Below are 25,933 nucleotides of genomic sequence, written 5' to 3' on the forward strand. Positions count from 1 at the left end.
GCTCAGGGCGAGCTGGCCGTGAAGGTGACCTGCCCGGTGTAGGTGCCTGCCCTGCGGGAGGCCAGGTTGGCATAGGACAGGGTCCAGTTCGCCGTGCGCTGGGTGACCAGCCCCGCAAAGGCGGTGGCCACCACGTTGACCGCTGCGCCCGTTCCCGTATTGGGTATCAGCGGTGCGGGCAGGTTGCTGTCGCTGGTGGCGATGGTGATCTCCGACAGCGGGATGGTATTGGCCCCGCTGGCCAGCGCCGTGGTGGCGGTGGCGCGCAGCGTGACCTGGCCTGCGTTGCTGCGGACCTCCACCGGCAGCACATTGCCGCTGGGCGTGATGCTGAAGCTGGGGGCCGCGCCGCTCCAGTTCACCGAGGTGTTGCTGCCCGCCACGGGCGTGGTGGGCACGCCAGGGATGGACGGGGCGAGCACAAAGGCCACGCTGCTGGTCGTGCCGCCGGGCGTGGGCCAGGTGCCGTCGCCTATGCGAAAGAAGATGAACTTGTCGATGGCGATGGTGAAGTCCAGGTTCACCGAGGTGCTCAGCGGCACCAGCAGGCTGGGGCCTGTGGTGCTGGACGCCGCATGCACGGTGTGGCCCAGGCCGCCCAGCGCCATGGACAGGGCCAGCCACGCGATCGGCCTGGTTGCCATCACTTCAGTTCCACATCGATCTTGAAGCTGCCTTTTTCCCAGTCCAGGCTGCCCTTGGCCTTGACCGGATACACGGGCTGCGGGGCGGGCTGGCCGTCTTCGCCCTTGGGCATGAGGGCCAGCGTGCGTGTCTGGCCGGGCAGTATCGGCGTGCCTTCCGGCACCAGTTCGAAGCGGCGGCCCTTGTTGTCCACGGCGTCCAGGCTGCCTTCCAGCCGGCCATGGGCATCGCCGGTGTTGCTGACGGTGACCAGGGCGCGGCGCGTCTTGCCGTCTTCGGCCATGGAAAGCTGGCGAATGTCCAGCTGGGGCGCAGCGCCTCCCAGCGTCACGTAGACGGCCACCGCGATGCGGCCCGTGACAGGCAGGCTCAGGCTGGCGCCGCCGCTGCGTATGACGGTCTGCTGCGCGGGCTCCACGCCTTCGATGGCGATCATGAAGCGGCATTCGCCGCGCGGCGCATCGGCAGGCGGCTCCACCTGGAAGCGGAAGGCCTTCTTGCTGCGGCCTGCAATCGTGACGCTGCGCCGCTCCAGCAGCACCCAGGGCCGGCAACTGCCGGGCAGCAGTTCGTCGTGGTAGGTGATGTCGCCCGTGTCGGAATAGGTCCAGTCGATGGTGCGCATGGCCACCTCGGTGGGTGCCGAGGCCAGGTTGTGGATGTCCAGCGATTGGCCCGTGCGCGCACCCGGCTTGGCCGACAGCTCGAAACGCGAGGGCGCCACGGCCAGCTCGAACGGTGCGGCGGCGGCGCCGCTGCAGGCGATCAGAAGGGCCAGTGAAACGGCGATGGGAGGAGCTTTCATGGCAGGGTCTCGATCTCGAAGTAGGACTCGAAGCTCAGTGCCGAGCCCCGGGTCAGGCGCAGCTCGGCGGGGTCGATGTGCAGCGTGAGGTCGAAAACCTCGGCCATCCAGGGCGTGCGCACCACGCCGTTCCAGACCTGGACCCGGTCGCCGGGCCGGCCCGTGCCGCCCGCAAAGACGCCATTGCCGCGCCACTGCACCTGCATGCCCGCAGGTGAGCGCAGGCCCGTGACCAGGGCAGGAATCACATAGAAGATGCGCGCCGTGCGGCCGACATAGGGCGCCGTGGCCAGCCGGTATTCGATGCGTCCCATGGGCAGCTCCAGCAGCCGCTCGCCGACGACCCTGGCCCGGGCGAAGTCGCTGCGGACCTGGGACCGGGGCGAAGCCGAGTCGTCCAGCCGCGCCACTTCGGCATGCGCCGCGAGGGCCGTGGCCCAGGCCAGTGCCATGCACAGGAGCGGCCAGGCCAACCGCCTCATACCATCGATGCCGTGAAGCGCACGGTGCCCTTGTAGTTGCCGCCCGGGTAGACCACGTCGTTGTCGTAGGTGAACTGCAGCACGGTGCCGGTCAGTTGCCGTGACTGGAAAGTCCAGCCCAACGCAGGGCAGAGGATGCCCGTGCAGAACGAAGCATTGGCGTTGTAGCTGGCGATGGTCTGGCTGGCGCTGGCGGTGAAGCGGCCGCTCTGTATGTCGCCGGAGGCGGCGGTGTCGTTGCCGGTGGCCACCCAGCTGATCTTGCTGAAGGGAATCGTCGCGCTACCGCAGCCTCCCGACTGGCATGCCAGGGCGGTGCTCGAATCGACGACCAGCGTCACGGGCCTGGAGATCGCCGTGCCCAGCATGGGGCGTGTGGGCGCCACGGAGATGCCGATGCTGGGCGTGCCCGTCACAGGGGCCGGCGTGAGGCCGACATTGGCCCCCGTGACGCTGAAGGCCACGGTATCGACCGTGGCGCCGGCCGTGCCCACGCGCAGCGTCAGGCTGTAGTTGAGGGGATCGTTGTCGGTCACGATGGTGAAGACGGCCTGCACGGGCGGCACGGCAACGGCAAGGGCCGCTGCGGCCAGCAGGCGAGGCAATGCCTTGTCCATCAGATGCCCTGGGCCGTATACGTGATGACGTTGGTATAGGTATTGGCAGCCCAGCTGGCCGGCGTACCTCCCAGCGCATATGCCCAGGTTCCCGTAGCAACCACGTTGGAGGGGAACGAGGTGGATGCGCAGGCACCCAGATTGGGCCCGGGGTGGGGCAGGTTACCGGTGGTCGTGACGGTGAAGTCCGCGTTGGCGGGGCCGCCCGTGGCATTCCAGGCGCCGACCGCGCAGTTGATGGTGCCGGCGCCGGCATTGGTCCAGGCATAGACCGTGAGCGTGGAGGCAGCCGAGGCGGTGGCCACGGTGGGCGCGGCGCCGTTCCAGTCCACGTTGGTGTTGTTGACGGAGGCCAGCGGCGTGGTGGGTACGCCGGGGATGCTCAGCGTCGAGGTCCAGGTCACCGTGTCCACCGTGGTATTGGTCGAGCCCACGCGCAGCAAGATGAGCTTGGGCACGGTCACGCTGAGGTTGACCTTGGCCTGGGCCGTGATGGTTCCGGTGCCCGATCCGTACTGGCTCTCGGCCATGGCAGGCAACGCGGTCAGGGCCAGGCCGAGGCCGCCGAGCGATGCGGCCAGCAGGCGTTGGGCGATGGGTGTTCGTTTCATGGAATCTCCTTGGATGGAACGGGTTGCCTGGGAAGCCTGTGCGCCTTAATCAGTCATTCATTCACTCACTCGCCCACCTTGACCACTGCAATCGACGCCGAGGCCTGGCCGCGCAGGGGCACGTGCACGCTGCTGGTGTTGTCGCCGGAGGCGCCCCAGGGCAGCGGCACGCTTTCCTGGGTGAGCGACAGCCGGTGGTGGCCCGTGGGCACCACCGGGAATTCGAACTGGCCATCGCGGTCGGTCACCGTGCGGTAGCGGCCGTCAAGCACCACCTCGACGCCGGCCACGCCCACCTCGCCCGCCTGCTGTTCGCCGTCGCGGTTGGCGTCGTAGAACACGCGGCCGGACAGGCTGCCGCCGCCCACGCCTTCGCCGGGTGCGCCTGCGGCCGCATAGGCCGTGCCTGCGCTGCCTTCCCAGCGCAGGTAGAGATAGGCAGTCTTCTCGTCGCTGCGGTAGAGGTTGGGCAGGGAAGAGGGCGTGGGCAGCAGCGAGGACCGGGCCTGGTTGAAGTGCGCCATGACGCCCATGCGCCAGCCCCGGCCCAGTTCCTTCTCGGCCGACAGCGAGCCCGACAGGCCCCGGCTGGTGTAGAGGCTACCGCTTTGCGAGGTGTAGCGCAGGTTGCCGGCCAGCTGCAGCCCGCTTTCCAGCCAGTAGCGCCATTGCAGCCCGGCCGTTGGATAGTTGCGCGACATGCCGCCGCTGCGGTCGCGCGCATAGCCCAGCGTGGTGGTGAGCTCGGACCGCAGCGTTGCCTGGCGTGCACCGGCCCAGTCCTGCTCCCACTGCACCTCCTGGCCCGTGGCGGAGGAGTCGCCCAGCACGATGAGCTCGTTGCGCCGGACGGTCAGCATGAAGCGGCTGCGCGGCCAGTCGAAAAAGCGGGTCTGGTAGAACGCGCTGCCATAAAGGCTGCGCGATTGGCCGCCGCCTGCGGTGCCCGCATCGTTGCGCGTCTGGTAGGCGCTGAAGCTGCCGCCCACGGCCGTGTGCCGGTCGAACTGGTATTGGGCATTGCCATTCGCCCCCAGGCGGCGGTAGCCCGACAGTTGAAAGCCTGCATCCTGCGCCGTGGTTTGCGGCGTGCGTTCGTAGTCCAGCCCCATGCCCCAGCTCAGGCGGGTGACATGGCGGTCCACGCGCCAATAGGCGCCGCGCGCCGCGCTGGACAGCGCGTAGTCGCCAAAGTGCAGCTGGGGCTGTGCTGCATGCAGGCCGAATTCATGGCGGTAGGCGCCAGCGCGCGCGCTGGCCTCGATGAACAGGCCCTGGGCGCTGCGGCCCTCCGTGCCGGCGGTGCCTGCCGCTGGAGAGGACAGGGGCGCGCTGGTACGGCTGCCCAGCAGCGTGGTGCGGAGCCTGAAGTCGCCATCGCGCAGCACGCCGCGCCCGTAGCCCAGCGAGGCGGCCCAGCTGGTCACGCGCTTGCTGCCCAGGCCCAGGGCGGAGCCGGGGTCGTATTGCGTGTCATCGCCGGGGTAGTGCCTGGGACTGTAGTAGGCGGGAATATCGTCGGCCTGGTCCAGCTGGAAGGCGGCAAACCAGGGGCCATCCAGCCGCACGGTGGCGCCCAGCCAGCCCAGCGTGCCCTGGTTTTTCTCGAACCCGGGGTAGGGCCCTCCCGTGAGAAGGCCGCGCTGGCCGTAGCCTGCGCGCAGGTCCAGGTCCGGGCGGAAGATGCGCGCCGAGGCGCCGCGCACCGTGGTCGAGCCCAGCGACAGCCGGTAGTTGCGCGCCAGGCCATCGGTCAGCTCGCTGTAGAGGTCGCCCACGGCCGTGTCGGCGAAGGTCTGCGTGGTCAGCGGAAAGCCAAGGTTGCGCAGCGTGAAGCGCTCGCTCGTGGCTTGCCGGGCATAGCCCAGGCCGCCAATGCTCAAGCCGCCAGTACTCAGGCCATTGCCTAAGTTGTCGCCGCTCAGGTGCCGGCCTTCGGCCTGCAGGGTGAACTCGCCGTAGTTCAGTGTCTCGCGGCGGTATTCGAGGCGCTGGCCGATTTCGGTGGCGCGCTGGCGGCCATGGCCGGTGGTGCGCGATTCGCCCAGGCCCAGGCGGCTTTCCACCACCCAGGCGCGAAAGCCCTCGGGCTGCTCGGCTTCGGGCTCGGCGGCAGCGGACTGTGCGATCTCGTCCGGACCCATGAAACGGTCCTGGTAGGCAGGGGCGGCCCCTTCGGAGAGTGCCTTGAGCCGGGCCTGCTCGGCCTGGTCGCGGTCCAGGGATTCGATGCGTGCCTCAGCCATGGAGGTACCGGCAACGGCCGCCGAAGAAGGTGTTTGCGCCTGTGCGCCGCACAGAAAGACGGGAGCGGCTGCCAGGCTCCACCCAAGGCACGCGAGCGGCAGGCGCGACCAGACTCCAGCGGGGCCGGCAACGGTCCGCGGCAGCGTTCGAATCATCAACCAAGATCCCTGCTTTATTCATCGGATGCCAAGCCATCTGGCCAAAACAACTGATCACAAAACCGCGGAAAATGGCTAAATGCGTGCAGCCACCAATTGAGCCCTGCAAATACCGGCGCTGCACTTCAAAGACCGGCCATTGTCAATGGTGTTCCGAATGAGAGGTATTCAGGGTGAATATCATCGTTCCCTAAATGGCATGGTTTATCCAGTAGGACGACATGCTGCCGGATGGTAGGGGAAAGGGTGATGCCATTCGATGTTCATCTGTGGAGCTGCGGTGCCTGGCTGGCATTGCCCAGAGGGCGGTTGGCGGGCTTTGCTTTTTGGCCATGGATGGGTTTCAGGTTTTCTATTGATAGCAATGAATCATTTGTTTTTCATGCGGCAATAGAGGCTGCTGGGCGTTATCTCCGTATTCAGGCAATGCATCTGTTGGAAAACGAGGGTTCTCATCAGATTCCGGCTGCTGGAGAATCACGGAATGGCGCAACTGAAGTGCGCCAGGTTCTGATTGGTTTTTGGACTGGTATCAGGCCAGGTTCATTGATGCAGGCTAAAGCACCTGCACCAATGCAAGCTGCCGCAATCATTTGCCCTGTCTTCATGAACTCTCAGGCGCATCACAGGCAAGGCCAACGCAGACCCCGGGCACCCTGGAGGGCGCTCGTGGTCATGGCGTTGGCTGTCGTTGTGACCCTGGTGGCAGGCCTGTACCCCTGGAATGCCCCGCAGCATGGCAAGGCGGCAAGCCGCATGGAAGGCTTTGCAGGCGGCGCGTCCCTCATGGCCAAGAAGCGCCAGTTCCATGTGGTCCAGCGGCTGAAGACCCACCGCTTGGCCGAAGCCGAGCGGTGCCAGTTGCTGGCCCATGACACCGGCGCGCGGAATGTGCGGGAGGCGTGGCCGGCACGGGAGGTGCGAGAGTTGCGTGCGTTGTCTGAGGTGCGGGAGGTGCGCGCGGTGGCCGGCCCGCTCTCAGTCCACCAGCGCCTGTATGGCCTGCAACTGCGCCGCCAGCCCGGGCCGCGCGGCTGGAAAAGTCTCCTCGAAGGCGGCGGTGCCTATCGTGAAACCCGCGGCACCGCTGGCAAGCACGGCCGCGATGCGTTCGCTGCGATCAATGGAGCCGGCCACGACCACGGGTTTGTCCACCGCATCGCAGACCGCCTTGATCAGGGCCGGCACGTCCCCCCGGAAACGGTAGGCCAGCAGGTCCAGGCCATGAACGCCCTCCAGCCCCGCGATGCGGCGCGCGCTGGCCACGATGTCCTCGGCCGGCCCTGAAAGCACGCTCGGATGCCCGCTGATCCTGCCGGGGAACGGATAGTAGGCAATGCCGCTGCCGCGCAGCACCGGCAGCACCGCCTCGGGGCGCGTGCCGCCCATGAGAACGTCCACACCGAGCTCGACCGCCGCGCGGGCCGAAGCCACCTCGCTGGCCTCGTCCAGGCTGACGACTTCCAGATAGACCCTGGCACCGCCCGCGCGGATGTCCCGGGCCAGCTCGCGCAGCTGGGGCAGGGGCAGGCCTATGTCCTTGAAGCCCACATGGCGCACGCCCTGGGCCAGCACTTCGCGCAGCCGCTCGCGCGCATCGGCAATGGTCTTGTCCTGCTGCGTGAGCATGAAGATGAAGTCCGGGCGTTGCGCCTGCCCGCAGGCGCCGGAGCGGCCCGCCTGCACCATGGCCGCCGCCTGGCGCAGCGCGCAGGCCAGGCTGGCATGGTCCGCACGGCCCGAGCCGGCGATGTCGAAGGCCGTGCCGTGGTCCACCGAGGTGCGCACGAAGGGCAGGCCCACGGTAATGTTCACGCCCTGCTCGACGCCCAGGTACTTCACGGGAATCAGCCCCTGGTCATGGTATTGGGCGACCACCACGTCGAACTCGCCCCGGCGTGCCCGCATGAAGACCGTGTCGCCCGGCCAGGGGCCGTTGGCGTCTATGCCCTCGGCACGTGCGGCCGCAATGGCGGGGATGATCACCGAGCGGTCCTCGTCCCCGAACAGCCCGTTCTCGCCGGCATGCGGATTGAGCCCCGCCACGGCCACACGGGGCCGGGCGATGCCGAACGCCCGGCAGGCCCGGTGCGCAAGGCGGATGGCACGCAGTTCGTTGTCCGGCGTGACTGCGGCAATGGCCTGCTGCAGCGGCACGTGGATGGAGACCAGCAGCACCCGCAGCTCGTCATTGGCGAGCATCATGGCGAAGTCGCGCGTGCCCGAGCGCTCGGCCAGCATCTCGGTATGGCCGGGGTGGGGGCAGCCCGCGGCGCGCAGCGCCTCCTTGTGGATGGGTGCGGTCACCAAGCCTGCGACTTCGCCGGCCAGGGCCAGGTCGATGCCGCGCTGTATGTAGGCATGGCAGGCGGCCCCGGCGCGCGCATCGATGCGTCCCCAGGCCAGGTCCTCGGGCAGCCGGTCCCCGGTCTGGAGCACGAAGACGGTGGCGGGTGGCACGGTGGCGGGAACCTGGGCCGGCGTATCGATGGCTTGGATGCGCGGGTGCACGCCCAGCATGTCGGCTGCCCGCTGCAGCCGCCCCGTGTCGCCGATGACGAAAAAAGGCGCATGGGGCCGGGCAGGGTCCGTGGCCAGTTTGACGATGATCTCGGGGCCTATGCCCGCGGGATCGCCCATGGTGAGGGCCAGGGGTGCGGGGGCGATGGCGGGGGCTTCGTTCATGGTCATTGCTGAAAGATCAATCGATGGAGGTACTTTGCATGAAAATCGCACTGCAGAAAATCGATATGGATTCAGTATTCAGTTGATCAAAAGTCAATTGAAATCTCTCTCCACTCCCTTTCTTCGATGTGTCCGATGTGTCCGATGCCGCCCTCCAGTCCCATGGCCCCACCCACCCATATGCCGCCGCTGTCCGCCCTGCGTGCCTTCGAGGCCACGGCGCGCCACGGCAGCGTTTCCAAGGCCGCGCGCGAGCTGCACCTGACCGATGGCGCCGTGAGCCGCGCCGTGCGCGACATGGAAGAGATGCTGGGCTTTGCGCTGTTCCAGCGCAGCAACCGCAGCATCATTGCCACCCCCACGGCGCGTGTGCTGGCCGAGGAGGTGGCCCTGGCGCTGGAGCGCCTGCGCGGCGCGCTGGGCCGAGCGCGGCAGGCCGCCGGGCCGGACCGGCCGCTGGTGCTGTCCTGCGAGCCCACCTTTCTGATGCGCTGGCTGATTCCCCGCCTGAGCGGTTTGCAGGAAGCGATCGGCACGCAGCGCGAGCTGCGCCTGGTGTCGGCCGGCGGCTCGGTGCCCTTTGCGCGTGAAGGCATCGATCTGGCCATACGCCGCGCGGATTTCGACATGGGCGCCGATGTGGTTGCCGAGCCCTTTTTGCAGGAGCACGTGGGTCCCGTCTGCCGGCCTGCACTTGCGAAGACGCTGGCACGCTCCGGGCCGCTGGGCGGCGTGCTGCTGCACACGGCATCGCGCCCGGACGCATGGCGGCATTGGAGCGAGCTGACCGGCGTGCCGCTGCAGCCCGGGCGCGAGGCCCGCTTCGAGCATTTCTACCTGAGCCTGCAGGCCGCCGTTGCCGGGGCGGGCATTGCCATCGGGCCGCTGGCGCTGGTGGCCGACGATCTGGCCAGCGGCACCCTGTGCGCGCCGCGCGGCTTTGTGGCCGACGGCTCGCACTACGTGCTTATGTCACCCAGGCCGGTGCATGACGAGGCCCGCTTCGCCCTGGTGCTGGAGTGGCTGCGCACGCAGACATTGCCGCTGGCGCGGGCTGACGCATGACTTGCGCCTGCCCGGCTTCACTGGTCGTGCTCGGACAGCTCCCGCCAGTGCGTGCGGGTGAATGCATAGACGGTTTCCAGCGCCGGTGACAGGCTGCGCGCGCCCATGCGCGCCATGCCGTAGCGGCCGCAGCGCCGGGGATCGGCGGGCAGGGGCACTTCGGCCATGGTGCCGCTGGCGCGCTCCTGGCGCGTGATGGACAGCACGCCGAACAGCAAGGTGTCCGTGGCCAGGGTCACGCTGCGCAGCAGTTCCAGGTTGTTGCAGTGCAGGGTGAACAGCTTGTCGGGCTCGGCTCCCTCGCCCCACAGCTCGGCCAGCTGCCGCGCCATGGCCGTGCTCAGCGTGGTGGTGGCCAGGGGGTAGCGGCGGATCTCGTCCATGCCGGGGTTTTGCAGCACGGGGTGGCCCGCGCGGCAGACCAGGCCGGCGGGCAGCTCGCCCAGCAGCTCCATGTCCACGTCATCGGCGGCGCGCAGCACATAGGCGTCGCCGACGATGGCGTCTATCGACTCATTGCGCAGCAGCTCCAGCAGGGCGCTGGTGGCACCCATCTCGGTACGCACCTTGATGCGCGGATGCGCCTGCGCCATGTGGATCAGAAAGGGCTTGAGCAGCAGTGCCGCGGGGGCCGGCGCCACGCCTATGGCCAGTGCGCCCTCCTGGCCGCCGCGCAGCAGCTCCAGGTCGCGCCGCAGCTGGGTTTCCTCCAGCCGCATGCGGCGTGCGCGCTCGGCCACCAGTTCGCCGAAGACCGTCAGCCGGGCGCGCCGCGCGCCCCGGTCGAACAGCTGCGCCCGGAGCTCGTCTTCCAGCGCGCGGATGCTGCGGCTCAGCGCCGGCTGGGTCAGGTGCACGGCACGCGCCGCGTCTGAAAAAGTGCCGTGCTCGACGATGGCCAGCAAGTGCCGCAGCTTCTGGGTATCCATGCGAAGTCCTCATGGTTTGTTGGCAAATTTCTCATTTGAATTATAGGTAGGCACTTCCTAAGATCGCATCCATGGACATTGAAACGTCCTATAGAGCGGCCACAACCGCCAACTCTTTCATCGGAGCAAAAGGAGACAAATCATGCTCAAGCTGTTCATCGGCATAGGCATCCCGTACATCGCGGTGATCGGCCTGCTTCCCTGGGTCGCGTCCGTCGATCGCTTCGTGTTCGGCGTGCCCTTCATCTACCTGTGGATCTTCATGTGGTTCGTGCTGACGTCGCTGTGCATGCTCGTGTGCTGGCTGATGTTCGACCGCCACGAAGCCGACGACGTGCAGTCGGCCTGAACGGAGCACCGCCATGACCACCGCAGTCTTTCTGGGCTTCATCGCACTGTCCCTGTACCTGGCCATCCGTTCCCGCACCGGCAAGGGTGCGCAAAGCGTGCATGACTTCTTCGTCGCCTCGCGCCAGTTCGGCGCCTACCTGGTGTTCTTCCTCGCCGCCGGCGAGATCTACAGCATCGGCACCATGGTCGGCTTTCCGGGCGGCATCTACGCCAAGGGGCCGACCTATGGTGTCTGGTTCCTGGGCTACATCCTGCTGGCCTATCCGCTGGGCTACTTCCTCGGCCCCATGATCTGGAAGGCCGGCCTGCGCCACAACGCCATCACCCTGCCGGACCTGTTCAAGGGCCACTTCGGCAGCCGCGCGCTGGAGCTGATCGTGGCCGGCTCGGCCATCCTCTTCCTGCTGCCCTGGGGCCAGCTGCAGTTCACGGGGCTGGTGGCGGCGCTCAAGGGGCTGGGCTGGAACTTCCAGCCGCTGCACCTGCTGCTGATCTCGGCCGGCCTGGCCTTCACCTACATCGCCATCTCGGGCGTGCGTGCCTCGGCCTACATCGCCATCCTCAAGGACATCCTCATGGTGGTGGCCATCATCGCCACGGGCGTGGCCGTGGGCTGGCATGCCGGGGTGGGCGATGTGTTCGCCGCCGCCAGTGCCAAGGTCAGCAACCACATGACCGATACGCAGCTGCGCTTTTCCATGAGCACCATGCTGTTCCAGGCGCTGGGCTTTTACATGATGCCGTTCGCCGTGCAGAACTTCTTCACGGCCAAGAGTTCGCACACCATCCGCCGCACGCAGATCGCCATGCCGCTGTACATGCTGATGTACCCGTTCCTGGTGCTGGCCTCGTACTACGCCATCAGCCAGAACCTGGAACTGGCATCGCCCAACGAGGCTTTCTTCGCGGCTGCCGTTCGCCTGCTGCCCGACTGGCTGCTGGGGCTGGTGGCCGCAGGCGCCGCGCTGTCGGGCCTGCTGGTGCTGGCGGGCATCTGCCTGGCCATCGGCCCCATCGTGGCGCGCAACCTGCTGCCCGGCCTGCCCGAGGCCAAGCAAAAGCAGGGCGCCAAGGTGGTGATCGTCATCTATCTGCTGCTGTCCATCGTGATGACGCTGCTCACGCCCAACCTGATGCTGACCCTGATCAACACCACCTACTACGGCGTGACGCAGTTCTTCCCGGGAATGATGGCCATCCTGTTTGGCTGGCGCATCCGGCCCCTGGCCATTGCCCTGGGCATCGTCTGCGGGCAGGCGCTGGCCATCGTGCTGTACCTGCAGCAACCGGACTTCGGCGGTATCAACCTGGGCTTCATCAGCCTGGCGCTGAACCTGCTGGTCACGGCCATCGTCCACTGCCTGCCGCGTGCTGCACACGTCAAGACCGCCTGAGGGAAACATCCCCATGAACCACGAAACCAGCGAGCGCGTGCGCATCTTCGCGGCGCGCACCATCCTCACCATGAACCCGGCCCAGCCGCGGGCCACCCACGTGGCCGTGCGCGGCGGCACCATCCTCGCGGTGGGCGGGGAGGCCGACATGGCCGCCTGGCCCGATGCCGAACGCATCGACCACCTGCGCGGCAGGGTCCTCATGCCCGGCCTGATCGAGGCCCACAGCCACCTGATGGAAGGCGCCATGTGGGATGCGGTCTACCTGGGCTACTTTGACCGCCGCGATCCCGACGGGCGGCTGTGGCCCGGCCTGCGCACGCTGGACGCCGTGCTGGCGCGCCTGGCCGAGGCCGAGCGTGCCCTGCCCGACGCGCAGGCCACGCTGCTGGCCTGGGGGTTCGATCCCATCCTCTTTGGCAGCAGCCGGCTGTCGGTGCGCGAGCTGGACCGCGTCTCGCGCACGCGGCCCATCGTCATCCTGCACGCCAGCGTGCACCTGATGAATGTGAACTCGGCCATGCTGGCGCTGGCCGGCATCGACGAGGACACCGATATCGACGGCATCCACAAGGACGCCGAGGGCCAGCCCACGGGCGAGCTGCAGGAGTTCGCCGCCATGTATCCGGTACAGAAGGTGATCGGCAGCGCGCTGTCGCTGGCCGCTGCCGAGCAGCGCGAGGCGATCTGGAAGTTCGGCCGCGTGGCCCAGCTCGCGGGCGTGACCACGGCCACCGACCTGGTCAGCGATCTCTCGCCCCAGGGCCTGGCCGCGCTGCGCGAAGTGACGGGCGACGCGGCCTATCCGCTGCGCATCGTCCCGGCCTTTGCGCCGCAGCGCAACCCGGAAGGCGGCACCGCGCGCGTGCACGCCGCTGCCGCATCGTCGGCCAGCGACAAGCTGCAGTTCGGCCCCGTCAAGTTCATCGTGGATGGCTCCATCCAGGGCTTCACCGCGCGCCTGCGCGCTCCTGGCTACGCCGGCGGGCAGCCCAACGGCCTGTGGCTGATTCCGCCGTCGCAGCTGCCCGCGCTGTTCGAGCCCTTCCACCTGGCCGGGCTGCAACTGCACATCCACACCAACGGAGACGAGGCCACCGAGGTGGTGCTGGATGTGATCGAGGACCTGCTGGCCAGGCACCCGCGCGCCGACCATCGCCACACCCTGCAGCACTGCCAACTGGCCAGCAGCGCCCAGCTGCAGCGCGCCGCGCGCCTGGGAATGTGCGTCAACTTCTTCTCCAACCACCTCTATTACTGGGGCGATGCGCATGCCGGGCAGACCGTGGGCATCGAGTGGGCGTCACGCATGAATGCGGCGGGCACGGCACGGCGCCTGGGTATGGACTTTTCCATGCACTCCGATGCACCCATCACCCCCATCAACCCGTTGTTCACCGCCTGGTGCGCCGTGCAGCGCGAAACCGCTTCAGGCCGCGTGCTGGGCGAGGCCGAGCGCCTGTCGGTGGACGATGCCCTGCACGCCATCACTATGGGCGCGGCCCGCACCCTCAAGCTGGAGCAGCGCGTGGGCAGCATCGAGCCCGGCAAGCTGGCGGACTTCGCCGTGCTGGAGGACGATCCCCGCGCGGTGGCGCCAGCGACGCTCAAGGATGTGAAGGTCTGGGGCACCGTGCTGGGCGGCCGCATCTTCCCCGCGCCCGGGTCCCTGCCATGAGCACGCCGGCCGCCGCGGCGCAGCGGGCGCCCATTCCCATGGTCGTCGTGGGCGGCTATCTGGGCGCGGGCAAGACCACCTTGCTCAACCGGCTGCTGGAGCGCGCCGATGGCCTGCGCGTGGCCGTGCTGGTCAACGACTTCGGCGAGATCAACATCGACGCCGCCCTGATCCGCACACGCAGCAGCGACGTGCTGCAGCTGGAAAACGGCTGCATCTGCTGCTCCATCGGCGGGCGGCTGGCCGAGGCCCTGGCCGCCGTGGGCGCGCGGCCCGACCGCCCGGACCTGCTGGTCATCGAGGCCAGCGGCGTCTCCGACCCCGTGCGCATCGCCCAGGTCGGCATGCTCGACCCCGCGCTGCAGCTCAACGCCATCCTGGTGGCGGTGGATGTCCAGGACGTTGATGAGCAACTGTGCGACCCGCTGGTCGGCGACATGGTCCGCCGCCAGATCGCCGGCGCGACGGCGCTGGTGCTGACCAAGGTCGACCTGGCCGGCGCGCCGATGACCGGCAAGGCAAGGCAGCGCCTGGCCGAGATTGCCCCGCACACCATGGTGCTGACCGCACAGTGCGGCGAGATTCCCCTGGCCGTCTTCCTGGACGCTGTGCCCCTGCCACGCCAACCGCAGCACCCGCAGCGCCTGCTGGGTGCGCTTGCGGGTGAAGGTGGCGCCTGGAAGAGGGCCGTGGATGGCACGGCAGGTCTCGCCGGGATGGCAGGAATCACCAGTTTCTCGTACACCACGCACCGGCAATTCGACAAGCAGCGCCTCAGGCAGGCACTGCGCACCCTGCCGGTGCCGCTGCTGCGGGCCAAGGGCATCGTGCGGCTGCGGGGGCAGCAGCCTTTGCAAGAAATCCATGTGGTGGGAGGCCGGCTGCGCGTGGCGGATCTGGGCGCGGCGAAGGTTGCCGGGTCCGCCTTTGTCTTCATTGGCTGCTTCACGGCGGCGGGGCAGCAGGCGATTCGTGGCCAGCTGGATGCCGCGTTGGCGCCGGAATGATTGAAGAACGTTTTGGACCAAATTTTCTGAATTTTGGATTTCGGTCCAAAAAAACGTATTAGAATTTACGTCTTCTAGGGGAGTCGCCAAGTTGGTAAAGGCACCGGATTTTGATTCCGGCATGCGAGGGTTCGAGTCCTTCCTCCCCTGCCAGATAGACAAAAGCCCTGACAGTTCTGCTGTCAGGGCTTTTTTGTTTTCAGGCCGTGGCCCGCTGCGGGCTGGAGTTCACTGCTGAGCCCGAGCCCGCCCTGGCGGCATCCAGCGTGGCGCGTATGCCCTGGGCGTAGGGGGTCTTGGCAATGGGACCCAGCAGGGTGTGCAGGGCCGAATCGTCCATGATCAGCGGATCGGTCAGCAGGTAGTGCATCTCGGCCAGTTCGCGCATCAAGGGGCTGAACAGGCCGGCCAGGCGCAGCGCGGTCTTGCCTGCAACGCGCAGTTTCAACGGCCTGCCGCTCAGGCGTTCGATCTCCGAGACGATGTCGCGCTGCGTGGTCGCCCCCGCGCCAGCCAGGTGCCAGACCCTGCCGAATGCCTGCGGCGTGTCGATGAGGCGCGCCACGACGGGGCCCACATCAGGCACATAGACAAACTCGTGCGGACGGTCCAGCGGGCCGATCATGTCGGCCCGGCCGCCGTGGGCCGCCGCCTCGAAGGCGCCGTGCAGCAGGCTGTTGTGCACTCCGGGGCCGTAGAAGTCGGGCAGGCGCAGCACGGTGGCCTCGATGCGGCCCTGTGCATGGGCTTGCAGCAGCAGGTCCTCCTGGGCTTTGCGCATGCGGCCCTTGAAGGTGTGGGGCTCGCGCGGGTGGTCTTCCGCCACGGGAAGGGTGCGGGCCTTTCCGTAGGGATAGACGGTGCCGATCAGCACGATGCGGCGCACGCCCGCGGCAATGGCGCCTTCCAGCGTCTTGCGCATCAGTTCGGGATGCAATTCAAACTGCCAGTAGTTCACGCCCACCAGGTAGACCAGCGTGTCCACGCCGTGGGCGGCAGCCTCGATGGAGCCGGCGACATCCGGGTTCCAGGTGGCGATCTCGGCCAGGGGATCGGCGCCGAAGGTCTGGCGCAGGCTGGCTGCGTTGCGGCCGACCACGCGATAGGCGCGGCCCTGTTGTCTGAGCGCGGCGGCCAGGCTCTGGCCGATGGCGCCTGCGGCGCCGAAAAGTGCAATGGATGGCATGGTGCGGGTCCTGTGGTGACCACGCCAGTGTCCGCAACACGCTGCAAAAGGAAAATTGCCTAGAATCTTCTGGTGTCCATGCATAAATGAATGGATCAGTGATGTCGGAACCCCATTGGGAGTGGTATCGCAGCTTTTTGCAGGTGCTGGAGTCCGGGTCGCTGTCAGCGGCGGGCCGGGCCATGGGCTTGGCACAGCCAACCGTGGGCCGGCACATCGACGGGCTGGAGTCGGCGCTGGGCCTGCAACTGTTCACCCGTTCGTCCGATGGCTTCGCACCCACCGAGGCTGCCTATGAATTGCAGCCCTATGCGGCCAGCATGGCCGCGACGGCTGCCGCGCTGCGACGCGTGGCGGCCAGCCATGGCGCGGGCGTGCGCGGCACGGTGCGCCTGACGGCCAGCGAGGTCGTGGGCGTGGAACTGCTGCCGCCCGTGCTGGCGCAATTGCGCGCGGCCCATCCTGAACTGCGCATCGAGCTGGTGCTGTCCAACGCGGTCGATGACCTGCTGCGCCGCGAGGCCGATGTGGCCGTGCGCATGTTCCGGCCGCAGCAGGAGGCGCTGGTGGCCCGCCATATCGGCGCCATCGAACTGGGGCTGCACGCCCATGAGAGCTATCTGGCCAGGCATGGGGTGCCGGCTTCGCTGCAGGAGCTGGCCGGGCATTCGCTGATCGGCTTCGACCATGAGAACGCCTTCATCCGCAGGTTTCAGCAGCAGTTTCCGATGTTCACGCGCGAGGCCATGGCGCTGAGCTCGGACAGCGACCTGGCGCAGCTGGGCGCCATCCGCGCTGGCTTTGGCATCGGCATCTGCCAGTCGGCGCTGGCGGCCAGGGACCCGTGCCTGGTGCGGGTGCTGCCGCAGGCATTCTCATGGAAGCTCGATACCTGGGTCGCCATGCATGAGGACCTGCGCAAGAGCGAGCGCTGCGCCGTGGTCTTCAAGGCGGTCGCGCAGGCGCTGACGGCCTATGCCAGCAGCGGTACCTGACGACCCGGGCGCCTGTGTTTCATTGGGCGTGCAGCAGGCAGCAGCGCGCGAGATGGCGCAGCATGGATTTCCTGCGCTGGGATGCAACAAACGCCTGGCAGTTGTGGGCGATGTAGCCCGCCATGACCCCGGTCAGGCCGGCGACGGCCCACAGCGGGATGGGCACCAGGGAGTCCAGCAGCACGGCGCAGCCGGCCAGCAGCAGCAGGCACGGAAGCAGCCGCAGCAAGGCTGCTTGCAGGGGTTGTTGCCTGCGCAGGAGGGCGAGGACCTGGATGGCAGTCCTTCTGCGGAATCTGCCGGCTTGCTTGCGAAGAACGTTCACGGCTCGTGTTGGGCGTTGATGTGCGTCAAAAAATTGTGTGCAAATGTATCACCTCAATGCGCGAACATCAAATGCGCCGGTTCCATGAGAAATGAAAAGGGCCCGCGCATGGCGGGCCCTGGAAAACTGCCGTGTTGCGCCTGCGTTCACCGCATCTCGAACTCGATGGCGATCAGTACGAAGGCCGCCATCCACAGCGTCTCCACCACCAGCAGTGCAAAAGGCCGCCAGCCGGCCTGGGCCAGTTGCTGGAACGAGGTCTTCAGGCCCAGGGCCGCAATGGCCAGCACCAGGCAGTTGCGCGACAGGTCGCTCAACTGGTGCTGCAGGCCCGGCGGCACCCAGCCCAGCGAGTTGATGGCCACCAGCGCGACGAACACCCACAGGAACCAGGGCACCAGGCCCGGCTTCTTGCCGTGGTGCTGCTCGGCCGCAGCCTCGCGCTGACGCTTGAACAGGGCCGAGACCATGACCACCACCACGGCCAGCATGGACACGCGGAACAGCTTGACGATGGTGGCGTAGTCGCCCGTGGCCTGGTCTATGGTGTAGCCCGCGCCCACCACCTGGGCCACGTCGTGGATGGTGCCGCCGATGAACAGGCCCGCCAGCTCGGGTGGCAGATGCAGTGCGCGCGCCACCAGCGGGTACAGCACCATGGCGGCCGTGGACAGCACGGTGACCGTGACCACCACGGTGAGCGTGAAGCGGTCGCTGTCCTTGTCGCGCGGCAGCACCGAGGAGATGGCCAGCGCCGCCGAGGCGCCACAGATGGCCACCGCGCCGCCCGACAGCACGCCCTGCGGCCGCGTCAGGCCCAGGCGCCGGCCCAGCAGCGTGCCGCACAGCAGCGTGGTGACCACGGCGGCGATGACGATCAGCGCCGTGGTCCAGCCCAGGCCCGCGATCTGCGTGGCCGTGATGCGCGCGCCCAGCAGGCCCACGCCCAGGCGCAGCACGCCGCGTGCACAGAACTCGATGCCCGGCTTGGCGCGCGCGTCCTGGCTCAGGAAGTGGAAGGCCACGCCGAAGAACAGCGCGAACAGCAGCTGCGGCCCGCCGTGCAGCGTGGAGACGAAGGTGGCTGCCAGCGCAATCACGCCCGACAGGCCCGTGCCGGGCAGGAGCTTCAGCCATTGCAGCATGCGCGGCACGGGCGGCTGTGCTGCCAACGGGGCTTGAACCTGGCTCATGGCTGCTCCTTGCCGCCCGCCGCATCGGCCAGAACCGCCAGCGCGCAGGACGCGATGCGGCTGGCCACCGAGTCCGAACGGCTGGTCAGCACGATGGGCACGCGCATGCCCAGCACCAGGCCCGCGCACTCGGCATCGGCCATGTAGACCAGCTGCTTGTAGATCATGTTGCCGGCCTCCAGGCTGGGCACCAGCAGCACGTCGGGCTGGCCGGCCACATCGGAGACGATGCCCTTGTGATGCGCCGAGCGCAGCGAGATGGCGTTGTCGTAGGCCAGCGGCCCGTCGAGGATGGCGCCGCTGATCTGCCCCCGGTCGGCCATCTTGCACAGCGCGGCCGCGTCGATGGTGCCGGGAATGGCGGGGTTGACGGTCTCCACCGCCGAGAGCACGGCCACGCGCGGCCGGGCAATGCCGATGGCACGGGCCAGGTCGATGGCGTTCTGCGCAATGTCGCGCTTGTCCATCAGCGTGGGGAAGATGTTGACCACACAATCGGTCATCAGCAGCGGGCGCTCGAAGCCCGGCAGGTCCATCACGAACACATGGCTGGCGCGGCGGCTGCCGCGCAGGCCGGCCTCGCGCGCCACGGCAGCGCCCAGCAACTCGTCGCTGTGCAGGCTGCCCTTCATCAGCGCGCGGGCCTGGCCGCTGCCGCACAGCGCCGCCGCCTGGGCCGCCGCCGCGCGTGGATCGTCGGCTGTGGAATGGATGGACGCGCCCGCCAGATCCAGCCCGGCTGCCTGGGCCGCCGCCCGGATGCGTGCCTCGGGGCCGACCAGCAGCGGCGTGATCAGGCCCGCCTGCGCGGCCTGCATGGCGGCCTGCAGCGAGCCCGCATCACAGGGATAGGCCACGGCCACCGGAATGGGGCCTTGCGCCCTGGCCTGGTCGAGCAAGTGCTGGAGATGGGGGCGGTGCGTGGCGGGCGCATCGTCGGCGGCCACGGCGAGTGAAAGTGGGGGGACCATGAAAGCTCCTGCGGGAAAGTACAGGGCCCGGCGCGAGCAACGCAGGGAATCTGGGAATCGGCTTTCGAGAGCCTTGCGCTTCACCCAGGCGCATGAAACCGGCGCGGCCCATCCCAGGGACACCGAGGAAGGGCCGCCCCGCACCGAGGGTGTCGTCCCCCTCCCCCGCGCAGCGGGTAGAGAGGGGGAAGGCGCGCAGCGCCTCAGGGGGTGTCAGACAGCTTCAGACGAAGTCTTTGTACTTTTCGAGGAAGCGCACGGGCTTGGCCAGCGCATCGCGGCGGAACGGGTCGCCCAGTTCGCGCGTGCACATCACCTCGATCACGCAGGTCTTGCCGTGGTTCATCTGCAGGTCGATGGCCTTTTGCAGCGCCGGGCCCACGTCCTCGATCTGGTCGACCACGATGCTTTCGGCGCCCATGGCGCTGGCAATCGCCGCGAAGCTTTCGCTTTCCAGCTCGCCGGCCACGAAGCGGCGGTTGTAGAAGTCCACCTGGTTCTTCTTTTCCGCGCCCCACTGGCGGTTGTGGAAGACCACGGCCGTGACGGGAATGTCATGGCGCACGGCGGTCATGATCTCCACCATGCTCATGCCCCAGGCGCCGTCGCCGGCGTAGGCAATGGCCGGACGGTCGGGCGCTGCGCACTTGGCGCCGATGATGGTGGGCAGGGCATAGCCGCAGTTGCCGAAGCTCATGGGCGCGAAGAAGCTGCGCGGCTCGTCGAAGCGCAGGTAGCTGTTGGCCACGGAGTTGATGTTGCCGATGTCGGTGGAGACCATCACGCGCGGCGGCATGGCCTTTTCCAGCTCGCGCAGCACCTGGCGCGGATGCAGGTACTGGCCGCCCGTGGGCGTGCGCTCGCCCTTGGCCTCTTCGATCATGTCCAGGCTGTAGGGGTCGCGCTCATGCGTCCACTCGTCCAGCTCCTTCTCCCAGGCGGCCTTCTCGGTGGCGATGGTGTCGGCGCGTGCGGCCTTGGTGGCGTCGCAGGCCAGGGTCTGGCCCTGCAGGCGGCGGCCCAGCTCGCGCGCCACGGCCTTGGCGTCGCCGTGGATGCCCACCGAGATCTTCTTGACCAGGCCCAGGTTGGTGTGGTCGGCCTCGACCTGGATGATCTTGGCGTTCTTGGGCCAGTAGTCCATGCCGTGCTGGGGCAGGGTGCCGAAGGGGCCCATGCGCGAGCCCAGCGCGATCACCACGTCGGCCTGGGCGATGAGCTTCATCGCGGCCTTGGAGCCCTGGTAGCCCAGCGGGCCGGCCCACAGCGGGTGCCTGGCGGGGAAGGCGTCATTGCGCAGGTAGCCCGTGACCACGGGGGCGCCCAGGCGCTCGGCCAGCTGCCTGCACTCCTCGACCGCATCGCCCATGACCACGCCGCCGCCGGCCAGGATCACGGGGAACTTGGCCGTGGCCAGCAGTTCCGTGGCGGCCTGCAGGCTGTTTTCACCGCCCGAGCCGCGCTCCACGCGCATGGGCTTGGGGATTTCGCACTGCACTTCGCCGTAGAAATAGTCGCGCGGAATGTTCAGCTGGGTGGGGCCCATCTCGGAGATGGCGCGGTCAAAGCAGCGGGCCGTGAACTCGGCCATGCGCTTGGGGTTGCAGACATGGCCCTGGTACTTGGTGAACTCCTGGAACATGGGCAGCTGGTTGGCTTCCTGGAAGCCTCCCAGGCCCATGCCCATGGTGCCGGTCTCGGGCGTGATCATGACCACGGGGCTGTGGGCCCAGTAGGCGGCCGCGATGGCGGTCACGCAGTTGCTGATGCCGGGGCCGTTCTGGCCGATCACCACGCCGTGGCGGCCCGAGACGCGCGCATAGCCGTCGGCCATGTGGGCGGCGCCCTGCTCGTGCACCACGGGGATCAGGCGGATGCCGGCGGGCGCGAAGATGTCCATGGCATCCATGAAGGCCGAGCCCATGATGCCGAACATCTCCGTGACGCCGTTGGCCACGCAGGTCTCCACAAAGGCTTCGGAAGGGGTCATCTTCTGGACGCCTTCGACCACCGTACGATTGTTGGCTGCAGTCATGTTGTCTCCTTGAAAATGGAACTTAGTGTTCCGAAAAAAGAAATTACGGCGCAAGTCTAGGACCGACTTCGCTTGGATGTCAAACAAATTTCTTTTTTCGGAACAAATTGACTCGAAAAATTGAAAAACATATGATGACCAACACCATGAACACCCGTGACCCCATCCCTGCCCGTATCGATGGCGACACGCCCAACCTGCGGCTGTTCGCCCTGCTGGAGGCCATTGCCCAGAAGAACGAGCCCTTCACGCTGCAGACCATGGTCGAGGAGACAGGCCTGCCCAAGCCCACCATGCACCGCATGCTTCAGCAGCTCGAAGGCGCGGGCATCCTGCAGCGCGAGGGCAATGGCCGGCACTACGGCACGGGTCGGCGCCTGATGCGGCTGGCCGAGAGCGTGCTGCTCAACAACACTACGCACGGCGCACGCCACGCGGTGCTGGCCCAGCTGGTGCGCGATATCGGCGAGAGCTGCAACATCACCGCCTTCTCGGGCAGCGAGGTGCTCTACCTGGACCGCGTGGAAACGCCCGCGCCGCTGCGCTTTTATCTGCACCCGGGCTCGCGCGTGCCGGCCCATTGCTCGGCCACGGGCAAGCTGTTCCTGAGCCAGATGGCGCCCGCGCAGCGCAGGCGGCTGCTGTCGGCCGTGCCGCTGGAAGGCTTCACGGCCAACACGCTGACGGCCTTTGACGCGCTGGACGCCGAGCTGGACCAGGTGCGCGCCCAGGGCCATGCCTTCGACAACGAGGAGTTCCTTCCCGGCCTGCTGTGTCTGGGCGTGCTCGTGCCCTCCATTCAGGGCGGCCCCTCGAACATGGGGCTGGCCGTGCAGGCGCCCATCATGCGTTTCACGCGCGAGCGGGCGCTGTCCTTTCTTCCCCAACTGCGCGCGGCGGCCGAGGCGATTGCGCGCATCAACGACGAAGTCCCCCCGGGAGCCCCTGACGATGACTGAGCTGACCCTGATGCATCCCACGCGCACGCTTGGCGTGCGCGAGACCTTCGGCCTGGACACCGACATGCAGGTGCCGGCCTTTGCCGAACGCAGCGAGCATGTGCCTGCCGTGGACCCGGCCTACCGCTTCAACCCGCAGGCCACGCTGGCCATCCTTGCCGGCTTTGCGCACAACCGGCGCGTGGTCATCCAGGGGCTGCACGGCACGGGCAAGTCCACCCACATCGAGCAGGTGGCGGCGCGGCTGAACTGGCCCTGCGTGCGCGTCAACCTCGACGGCCACATCAGCCGGCTGGACCTGGTGGGCAAGGATGCCATCGTGCTGCAGGAGGGCCGCCAGGTCACGCAGTTCCAGGAAGGCATCCTGCCCTGGGCGCTGCAGCGGCCCGTGGCCCTGGTCTTCGATGAGTACGACGCGGGCCGGCCCGACGTGATGTTCGTCATCCAGCGCGTGCTCGAACGCGAGGGCAGCTTCACCCTGCTGGACCAAAAGCGCGTGCTCCAGCCGCATGCGCAGTTCCGCCTCTTCGCCACCATGAACACCCTGGGCCAGGGCAACCTCAGCGGCCTGTACCACGGCACGCAGATGCTCAACCACGCCCAGCTGGACCGCTGGAACCTGGTCACCAGCCTGGACTACCTGGCACCGGCCGAGGAGGCCGCCATCGTGCTGGCGCGCGTGCCGCAGTTGGCCACGCCGCAGGGGCGCGAGCAGGTGGCCGCCATGGTGGCGCTGGCTGCGCTCACGCGCAAGGGCTTTGCGGTGGGCGACCTGTCGCTGCTGATGTCGCCGCGCACCGTCATCACCTGGGCCGAGAACGCGCAGATCTTCCACGACCTGCGGCTGGCCTTCGAGCTGTCCTTCCTCAACAAGTGCGAGCCGGCCGAGCGGGCCATCGTGGCCGAGTACTTCCAGCGCTGCTTCGGCCAGGAACTGGCGCTGCGCGACGAGCCCGCCCATGCCTGCTGAAGCATCCCCCTCGCTGGCGCGCATGGAGGCCTGGGGCGGGGCGCTGCTGCGCGCCATGGCGGGCGATGCCTCGCTGCAATGGAGCGGGCAGACGCTGTACCGGGGCACGGCGCCCGTGGCGCTGGCAGCGGCCCACCAATCCGATGTGCCCGCCCGATTGGCCGACCAGCGCGGCCTGCTCGACGGTGCCAGCCTGCGCCTGCGCCTGAGCGATGCCGGCCTGCACGCGCGCCACCTGCCCGGCGATCCGGTGGAGCGGCTGGTGTTTGAACTGCTGGAGCAGTTGCGCGTGGAAAGCCTGGCGCCCGAGGAATGGCCCGGCGCACGCGCCAACCTGCATGCGCGCTTTGTGCACTGGAGCCAGGCCTTTGCCGATTCGGGCCTGACCGAAAGCAGCCTGGGCATCCTGCTGTTCACCGTGGCGCTGACCGCCTGGAGCCGCCTGAGCGGCCATGAGCCGCCCGATGCCCTGGCCGACCTGGCCGAGGCCACGCGCGCCGGCCTGTCGGCGCAACTGGGCGCGCAGTGGGCCCTGCTGCGCCGCCACCGGCAGGACCAGCAGGCCTTCATTGCGCCGGCCCTGGCCATCAGCCGCTGGGTGGGCCAGGCCGTGCGGTCAGCCCAGGAAGAGGCGCCGCGCGGCGCTGGCGGGCCGCGCCGGCGGGGCAGCTTCGCGCTGCCGCTGCACTTTGAATCGCAAAGCCTGGATGCGCCGCCCGTGGCGCTCAGCGGCGACAGCCGCGCCTGGGCCGGCTCGGCCCACAGCTACCGCGTGTTCACGCGCGCCTATGACCGCGAGGCGCAGGCCGCCGAGCTGATCCGCGCAGCGCAACTGGCCGAGTTCCGCGGGCAGATGGATGAGGAACTGGCGCGCAGCGGCTTGCACGCGGGCCGGCTGGCCCGCCACCTGCAGCAGCGCCTGGCCGTGCCGCGCCACGACGGCTGGCAGTTCGGCCTGGAGGATGGACACCTGGATGCAAGCCGGCTGGCGCAACTGGTCAGCGATCCGCAGCAGCGCGCCATCTTCAGGAACGAGCTGCCGCGCCCCGTCAGCGATGCGGCCGTGGCTATCCTGCTGGACTGCTCGGGCTCGATGAAGGCGCATGCACGCCCGCTGTCCCTGCTGGTGGACCTGCTGGGCCGCGCGCTGTCCATGGCCGGCGTGCCGGTGGACGTGCTGGGCTTTTCCACCCAGGCCTGGAACGGCGGCCGCGCCCGCCGCGACTGGCAGCGTGCGGGCCAGCCCCACATCCCGGGCCGGCTCAACGAGCGGCTGCACATCGTCTTCAAGGACGCAGCCAAACCCTGGCGCCACGCCCGCCACGGCATTGCCGCGCTGCGCAGGCCCGACCTGTTTCGCGAGGGCGTGGACGGCGAGGCCGTGGAATGGGCCTGCGAGCGGCTGCTGGCGCGGCCCGCGCAGCGCCGCATCCTGCTCGTCATCTCGGACGGCTGCCCCATGGACACGGCCACGCACCAGGCTAACGACGAGCACTACCTGGACCAGCACCTGCGCCAGGTCATCGCCCGGCACGAGCGCGCGGGCGACGTGCAGATCCGCGCGCTGGGCGTGGGGCTGGACCTGGGCGTGTTCTACCGGCGCAGGCTGGCGGTGGACCTGCGCGAGCAGATCGATGAGGCCCTGCTGATGGACGTGGCGGAGTTGATCTGCCGGCCGTAATGCCGGCCCTGGTGCCCTCCGTGATGTCCTCCACGATAGCGACTTCGCTCAGCCCCCATCCCGCCCGGGTGGGACTGCAGATCTAGCGGACCTGCGCGACAAAGTCGCTCACCAACTGCGCAAACTCCACGGGCATTTCCACGGCACTCAAATGCGCGGCGGGCAGCGACACCAGCTGCGCGCCCGGAATCTGCGCCTGCATGTCCTCGGACAGGGCAGGCGGCGTGGCCTCATCGCGACTGCCCGCAATGAGCAGTGCGGGGCAGGCGATGCGCCGGTTGCTCTCGCGAAAATCGATGCCGCCCACGGCCGCACAGGCGGCCGCATAGGGCTTGGCCGCCAAAGCCTCCAGCCCAGCGCGCAAGGAGGCCACGCGGGCCGCCTGCCCTGTGCGGAACTCGGGGGTGAACCAGCGCTGCATGGCGCCGTCGGCTATCACCGCCACGCCCTGGTCGTGCACGGTGGCAATGCGCGCCTGCCAGCCTGCGCGCGCGGCCTCGTCGTAGTAGCTGGCCGAATTGGCGATGGTGATGCTGCGCACCAGCGCCGGATGGCGCACGGCCAGGGCCTGGGCCGTCATGCCGCCCATGGACAGGCCCACGAAGTGCACCGGCCCCTGGCCCAGCGCCTCGATCACGCCAGCGGCGTCGTCGGCCAGATCGTTCATGTCGAAGGCCTCGCCGATGGCGGGCGAACGGCCATGGCCCCGGTGGTCGTAGCGCACCACGGTGAAGCGGTCTTCCAGCGCCTGGGCAACGCCGTCCCACATCTGGAGGTCACAACCGAGCGCGTGGCTCAGAACGAGGGCCGGGCCTTGGCCCTGCTGCACAACATGGAGTTTCGACATGGCGGTCACTGCTTGGGGAAAAGGCGATTATGGGATGGCCCATGCGGGTGGGCGGCTACGGATACCACGCATATCCGGCATCTCAGCCCCATAATCC

At 68.2% G+C, this 25,933-nt stretch carries 23 protein-coding genes and 1 tRNA gene; 10 read left to right on the plus strand and 14 right to left on the minus strand.

The genetic code is table 11. From position 1 onward, the window contains the following. Positions 1 to 2: 2 nt before the first annotated feature. The 7 genes from LGR64_RS18310 to pdxA all read right to left on the minus strand — a co-directional run bounded on the left by LGR64_RS18310 (position 3) and on the right by pdxA (position 8,256). On the minus strand, positions 3 to 644 hold the full coding sequence (locus LGR64_RS18310; protein ID WP_043824811.1) for a hypothetical protein: 642 nt from the start codon (positions 642 to 644) through the stop codon (positions 3 to 5). Continuing rightward, positions 644 to 1,450: a hypothetical protein gene (locus LGR64_RS18315; protein ID WP_207443174.1), complete on the minus strand. Its 807-nt coding sequence runs from the start codon at positions 1,448 to 1,450 to the stop codon at positions 644 to 646. The genes LGR64_RS18310 and LGR64_RS18315 overlap by 1 nt, the downstream gene beginning before the upstream one ends. After that, positions 1,447 to 1,902, minus strand: a complete 456-nt coding sequence (locus tag LGR64_RS18320) for a hypothetical protein (RefSeq protein ID WP_230356451.1) — start codon at positions 1,900 to 1,902, stop codon at positions 1,447 to 1,449. Before LGR64_RS18320 ends, LGR64_RS18315 begins: the two co-directional genes overlap by 4 nt. Before the next feature lie 26 nt (positions 1,903 to 1,928). Next, a complete protein-coding gene (locus LGR64_RS18325; RefSeq protein ID WP_034390868.1) occupies positions 1,929 to 2,549 on the minus strand; it encodes a hypothetical protein in 621 nt (206 codons plus the stop codon). Beyond that, a complete protein-coding gene (locus LGR64_RS18330; RefSeq protein ID WP_230356453.1) occupies positions 2,549 to 3,160 on the minus strand; it encodes a hypothetical protein in 612 nt (203 codons plus the stop codon). The genes LGR64_RS18325 and LGR64_RS18330 overlap by 1 nt, the downstream gene beginning before the upstream one ends. Positions 3,161 to 3,225: 65 nt before the next feature. Further along, positions 3,226 to 5,406 carry an SdrD B-like domain-containing protein gene (locus tag LGR64_RS18335; RefSeq protein WP_230356455.1) on the minus strand — a complete coding sequence of 727 codons (2,181 nt, stop codon included), beginning with the start codon at positions 5,404 to 5,406 and terminating at the stop codon, positions 3,226 to 3,228. Between the two features lie 1,137 nt (positions 5,407 to 6,543). Beyond that, a complete protein-coding gene (gene pdxA, locus LGR64_RS18340) occupies positions 6,544 to 8,256 on the minus strand; it encodes a 4-hydroxythreonine-4-phosphate dehydrogenase PdxA (protein WP_442873829.1) in 1,713 nt (570 codons plus the stop codon). A gap of 156 nt (positions 8,257 to 8,412) precedes the next feature. Here pdxA and LGR64_RS18345 point away from each other — a divergent pair, with 156 nt between their 5' ends. Further along, complete coding sequence (locus LGR64_RS18345; RefSeq protein ID WP_230356459.1) at positions 8,413 to 9,315, plus strand: LysR family transcriptional regulator; 903 nt, start codon at positions 8,413 to 8,415, stop codon at positions 9,313 to 9,315. 17 nt (positions 9,316 to 9,332) lie between these two features. Here the strand turns inward: LGR64_RS18345 and LGR64_RS18350 are convergent, their stop codons facing one another. Beyond that, on the minus strand, positions 9,333 to 10,244 hold the full coding sequence (locus tag LGR64_RS18350; RefSeq protein WP_012203907.1) for a LysR family transcriptional regulator: 912 nt from the start codon (positions 10,242 to 10,244) through the stop codon (positions 9,333 to 9,335). Positions 10,245 to 10,386: 142 nt separating this feature from the next. Here LGR64_RS18350 and LGR64_RS18355 point away from each other — a divergent pair, with 142 nt between their 5' ends. The 5 genes from LGR64_RS18355 (at position 10,387) to LGR64_RS18375 (ending at position 14,827) form a co-directional block, all read left to right on the plus strand. Next, positions 10,387 to 10,593 (plus strand): DUF3311 domain-containing protein, encoded by a 207-nt coding sequence (locus tag LGR64_RS18355; protein ID WP_034390877.1) that lies wholly within the window; start codon positions 10,387 to 10,389, stop codon positions 10,591 to 10,593. Between the two features lie 13 nt (positions 10,594 to 10,606). Then, positions 10,607 to 11,989 (plus strand): sodium:solute symporter family protein, encoded by a 1,383-nt coding sequence (locus tag LGR64_RS18360; protein WP_013803838.1) that lies wholly within the window; start codon positions 10,607 to 10,609, stop codon positions 11,987 to 11,989. A gap of 13 nt (positions 11,990 to 12,002) precedes the next feature. Further along, positions 12,003 to 13,667 carry an amidohydrolase gene (locus tag LGR64_RS18365; protein WP_230356461.1) on the plus strand — a complete coding sequence of 555 codons (1,665 nt, stop codon included), beginning with the start codon at positions 12,003 to 12,005 and terminating at the stop codon, positions 13,665 to 13,667. Continuing rightward, a complete protein-coding gene (locus LGR64_RS18370; RefSeq protein ID WP_230356462.1) occupies positions 13,664 to 14,674 on the plus strand; it encodes a CobW family GTP-binding protein in 1,011 nt (336 codons plus the stop codon). Before LGR64_RS18365 ends, LGR64_RS18370 begins: the two co-directional genes overlap by 4 nt. A gap of 76 nt (positions 14,675 to 14,750) precedes the next feature. Beyond that, positions 14,751 to 14,827 (plus strand) — tRNA-Gln (locus tag LGR64_RS18375). 46 nt (positions 14,828 to 14,873) lie between these two features. On the opposite strand, the gene LGR64_RS18380 is transcribed toward LGR64_RS18375, so the two are convergent. Further along, complete coding sequence (locus LGR64_RS18380; protein WP_230356465.1) at positions 14,874 to 15,860, minus strand: NAD-dependent epimerase/dehydratase family protein; 987 nt, start codon at positions 15,858 to 15,860, stop codon at positions 14,874 to 14,876. Between the two features lie 101 nt (positions 15,861 to 15,961). Here LGR64_RS18380 and LGR64_RS18385 point away from each other — a divergent pair, with 101 nt between their 5' ends. Then, positions 15,962 to 16,855 carry a LysR family transcriptional regulator gene (locus LGR64_RS18385; protein WP_230356468.1) on the plus strand — a complete coding sequence of 298 codons (894 nt, stop codon included), beginning with the start codon at positions 15,962 to 15,964 and terminating at the stop codon, positions 16,853 to 16,855. 19 nt (positions 16,856 to 16,874) lie between these two features. On the opposite strand, the gene LGR64_RS18390 is transcribed toward LGR64_RS18385, so the two are convergent. From LGR64_RS18390 to xsc, 4 genes are all read right to left on the minus strand, one after another. Then, positions 16,875 to 17,084 carry a hypothetical protein gene (locus LGR64_RS18390; protein WP_012203914.1) on the minus strand — a complete coding sequence of 70 codons (210 nt, stop codon included), beginning with the start codon at positions 17,082 to 17,084 and terminating at the stop codon, positions 16,875 to 16,877. 242 nt (positions 17,085 to 17,326) lie between these two features. After that, entirely contained in the window at positions 17,327 to 18,373 is a 1,047-nt protein-coding gene (locus tag LGR64_RS18395; protein ID WP_013803832.1) for a YeiH family protein, read from the minus strand. Continuing rightward, a complete protein-coding gene (locus tag LGR64_RS18400) occupies positions 18,370 to 19,344 on the minus strand; it encodes a bifunctional enoyl-CoA hydratase/phosphate acetyltransferase (RefSeq protein ID WP_230356469.1) in 975 nt (324 codons plus the stop codon). The genes LGR64_RS18395 and LGR64_RS18400 overlap by 4 nt, the downstream gene beginning before the upstream one ends. A gap of 223 nt (positions 19,345 to 19,567) precedes the next feature. Then, positions 19,568 to 21,379, minus strand: a complete 1,812-nt coding sequence (gene xsc / locus LGR64_RS18405) for a sulfoacetaldehyde acetyltransferase (RefSeq protein WP_230356471.1) — start codon at positions 21,377 to 21,379, stop codon at positions 19,568 to 19,570. A 131-nt stretch (positions 21,380 to 21,510) separates the two neighbouring features. On the opposite strand from xsc, the gene LGR64_RS18410 reads away from it, so the two are divergent. The 3 genes from LGR64_RS18410 to LGR64_RS18420 are packed head-to-tail and all read left to right on the plus strand — an operon-like array spanning position 21,511 to position 24,989. Continuing rightward, entirely contained in the window at positions 21,511 to 22,338 is an 828-nt protein-coding gene (locus LGR64_RS18410; protein WP_012203918.1) for an IclR family transcriptional regulator, read from the plus strand. Then, positions 22,331 to 23,308 (plus strand): AAA family ATPase, encoded by a 978-nt coding sequence (locus LGR64_RS18415; RefSeq protein ID WP_013803829.1) that lies wholly within the window; start codon positions 22,331 to 22,333, stop codon positions 23,306 to 23,308. Before LGR64_RS18410 ends, LGR64_RS18415 begins: the two co-directional genes overlap by 8 nt. Continuing rightward, complete coding sequence (locus LGR64_RS18420; RefSeq protein ID WP_230356473.1) at positions 23,298 to 24,989, plus strand: cobaltochelatase CobT-related protein; 1,692 nt, start codon at positions 23,298 to 23,300, stop codon at positions 24,987 to 24,989. The genes LGR64_RS18415 and LGR64_RS18420 overlap by 11 nt, the downstream gene beginning before the upstream one ends. Positions 24,990 to 25,071: 82 nt before the next feature. Here the strand turns inward: LGR64_RS18420 and LGR64_RS18425 are convergent, their stop codons facing one another. Next, positions 25,072 to 25,836 (minus strand): alpha/beta fold hydrolase, encoded by a 765-nt coding sequence (locus LGR64_RS18425; RefSeq protein ID WP_063327009.1) that lies wholly within the window; start codon positions 25,834 to 25,836, stop codon positions 25,072 to 25,074. Between the last annotated feature and the right edge of the window lie 97 nt (positions 25,837 to 25,933).

It is taken from the genome of Delftia sp. Lp-1 (genome assembly GCF_020523835.1).
GTDB classification, from domain to species: Bacteria; Pseudomonadota; Gammaproteobacteria; order Burkholderiales; family Burkholderiaceae_C; genus Comamonas; species Comamonas acidovorans.

Excerpts from the sequence above, each read along its gene's own strand:
- LGR64_RS18350 (WP_012203907.1), bottom strand. The coding sequence starts at position 10,244 with ATGGATACCCAGAAGCTGCGGCACTTGCTGGCCATCGTCGAGCACGGC.
- LGR64_RS18320 (WP_230356451.1), bottom strand. The coding sequence starts at position 1,902 with ATGGCACTGGCCTGGGCCACGGCCCTCGCGGCGCATGCCGAAGTGGCG.
- LGR64_RS18315 (WP_207443174.1), bottom strand. The coding sequence starts at position 1,450 with ATGAAAGCTCCTCCCATCGCCGTTTCACTGGCCCTTCTGATCGCCTGC.
- LGR64_RS18345 (WP_230356459.1), top strand. The coding sequence starts at position 8,413 with ATGGCCCCACCCACCCATATGCCGCCGCTGTCCGCCCTGCGTGCCTTC.
- LGR64_RS18420 (WP_230356473.1), top strand. The coding sequence starts at position 23,298 with ATGCCTGCTGAAGCATCCCCCTCGCTGGCGCGCATGGAGGCCTGGGGC.
- LGR64_RS18400 (WP_230356469.1), bottom strand. The coding sequence starts at position 19,344 with ATGGTCCCCCCACTTTCACTCGCCGTGGCCGCCGACGATGCGCCCGCC.
- LGR64_RS18380 (WP_230356465.1), bottom strand. The coding sequence starts at position 15,860 with ATGCCATCCATTGCACTTTTCGGCGCCGCAGGCGCCATCGGCCAGAGC.
- LGR64_RS18325 (WP_034390868.1), bottom strand. The coding sequence starts at position 2,549 with ATGGACAAGGCATTGCCTCGCCTGCTGGCCGCAGCGGCCCTTGCCGTT.
- LGR64_RS18425 (WP_063327009.1), bottom strand. The coding sequence starts at position 25,836 with ATGTCGAAACTCCATGTTGTGCAGCAGGGCCAAGGCCCGGCCCTCGTT.
- LGR64_RS18370 (WP_230356462.1), top strand. The coding sequence starts at position 13,664 with ATGAGCACGCCGGCCGCCGCGGCGCAGCGGGCGCCCATTCCCATGGTC.
- LGR64_RS18365 (WP_230356461.1), top strand. The coding sequence starts at position 12,003 with ATGAACCACGAAACCAGCGAGCGCGTGCGCATCTTCGCGGCGCGCACC.
- LGR64_RS18310 (WP_043824811.1), bottom strand. The coding sequence starts at position 644 with ATGGCAACCAGGCCGATCGCGTGGCTGGCCCTGTCCATGGCGCTGGGC.
- LGR64_RS18355 (WP_034390877.1), top strand. The coding sequence starts at position 10,387 with ATGCTCAAGCTGTTCATCGGCATAGGCATCCCGTACATCGCGGTGATC.
- LGR64_RS18360 (WP_013803838.1), top strand. The coding sequence starts at position 10,607 with ATGACCACCGCAGTCTTTCTGGGCTTCATCGCACTGTCCCTGTACCTG.
- pdxA (WP_442873829.1), bottom strand. The coding sequence starts at position 8,256 with ATGACCATGAACGAAGCCCCCGCCATCGCCCCCGCACCCCTGGCCCTC.
- LGR64_RS18395 (WP_013803832.1), bottom strand. The coding sequence starts at position 18,373 with ATGAGCCAGGTTCAAGCCCCGTTGGCAGCACAGCCGCCCGTGCCGCGC.
- LGR64_RS18415 (WP_013803829.1), top strand. The coding sequence starts at position 22,331 with ATGACTGAGCTGACCCTGATGCATCCCACGCGCACGCTTGGCGTGCGC.
- LGR64_RS18410 (WP_012203918.1), top strand. The coding sequence starts at position 21,511 with ATGATGACCAACACCATGAACACCCGTGACCCCATCCCTGCCCGTATC.
- LGR64_RS18335 (WP_230356455.1), bottom strand. The coding sequence starts at position 5,406 with ATGGCTGAGGCACGCATCGAATCCCTGGACCGCGACCAGGCCGAGCAG.
- xsc (WP_230356471.1), bottom strand. The coding sequence starts at position 21,379 with ATGACTGCAGCCAACAATCGTACGGTGGTCGAAGGCGTCCAGAAGATG.
- LGR64_RS18385 (WP_230356468.1), top strand. The coding sequence starts at position 15,962 with ATGTCGGAACCCCATTGGGAGTGGTATCGCAGCTTTTTGCAGGTGCTG.
- LGR64_RS18330 (WP_230356453.1), bottom strand. The coding sequence starts at position 3,160 with ATGAAACGAACACCCATCGCCCAACGCCTGCTGGCCGCATCGCTCGGC.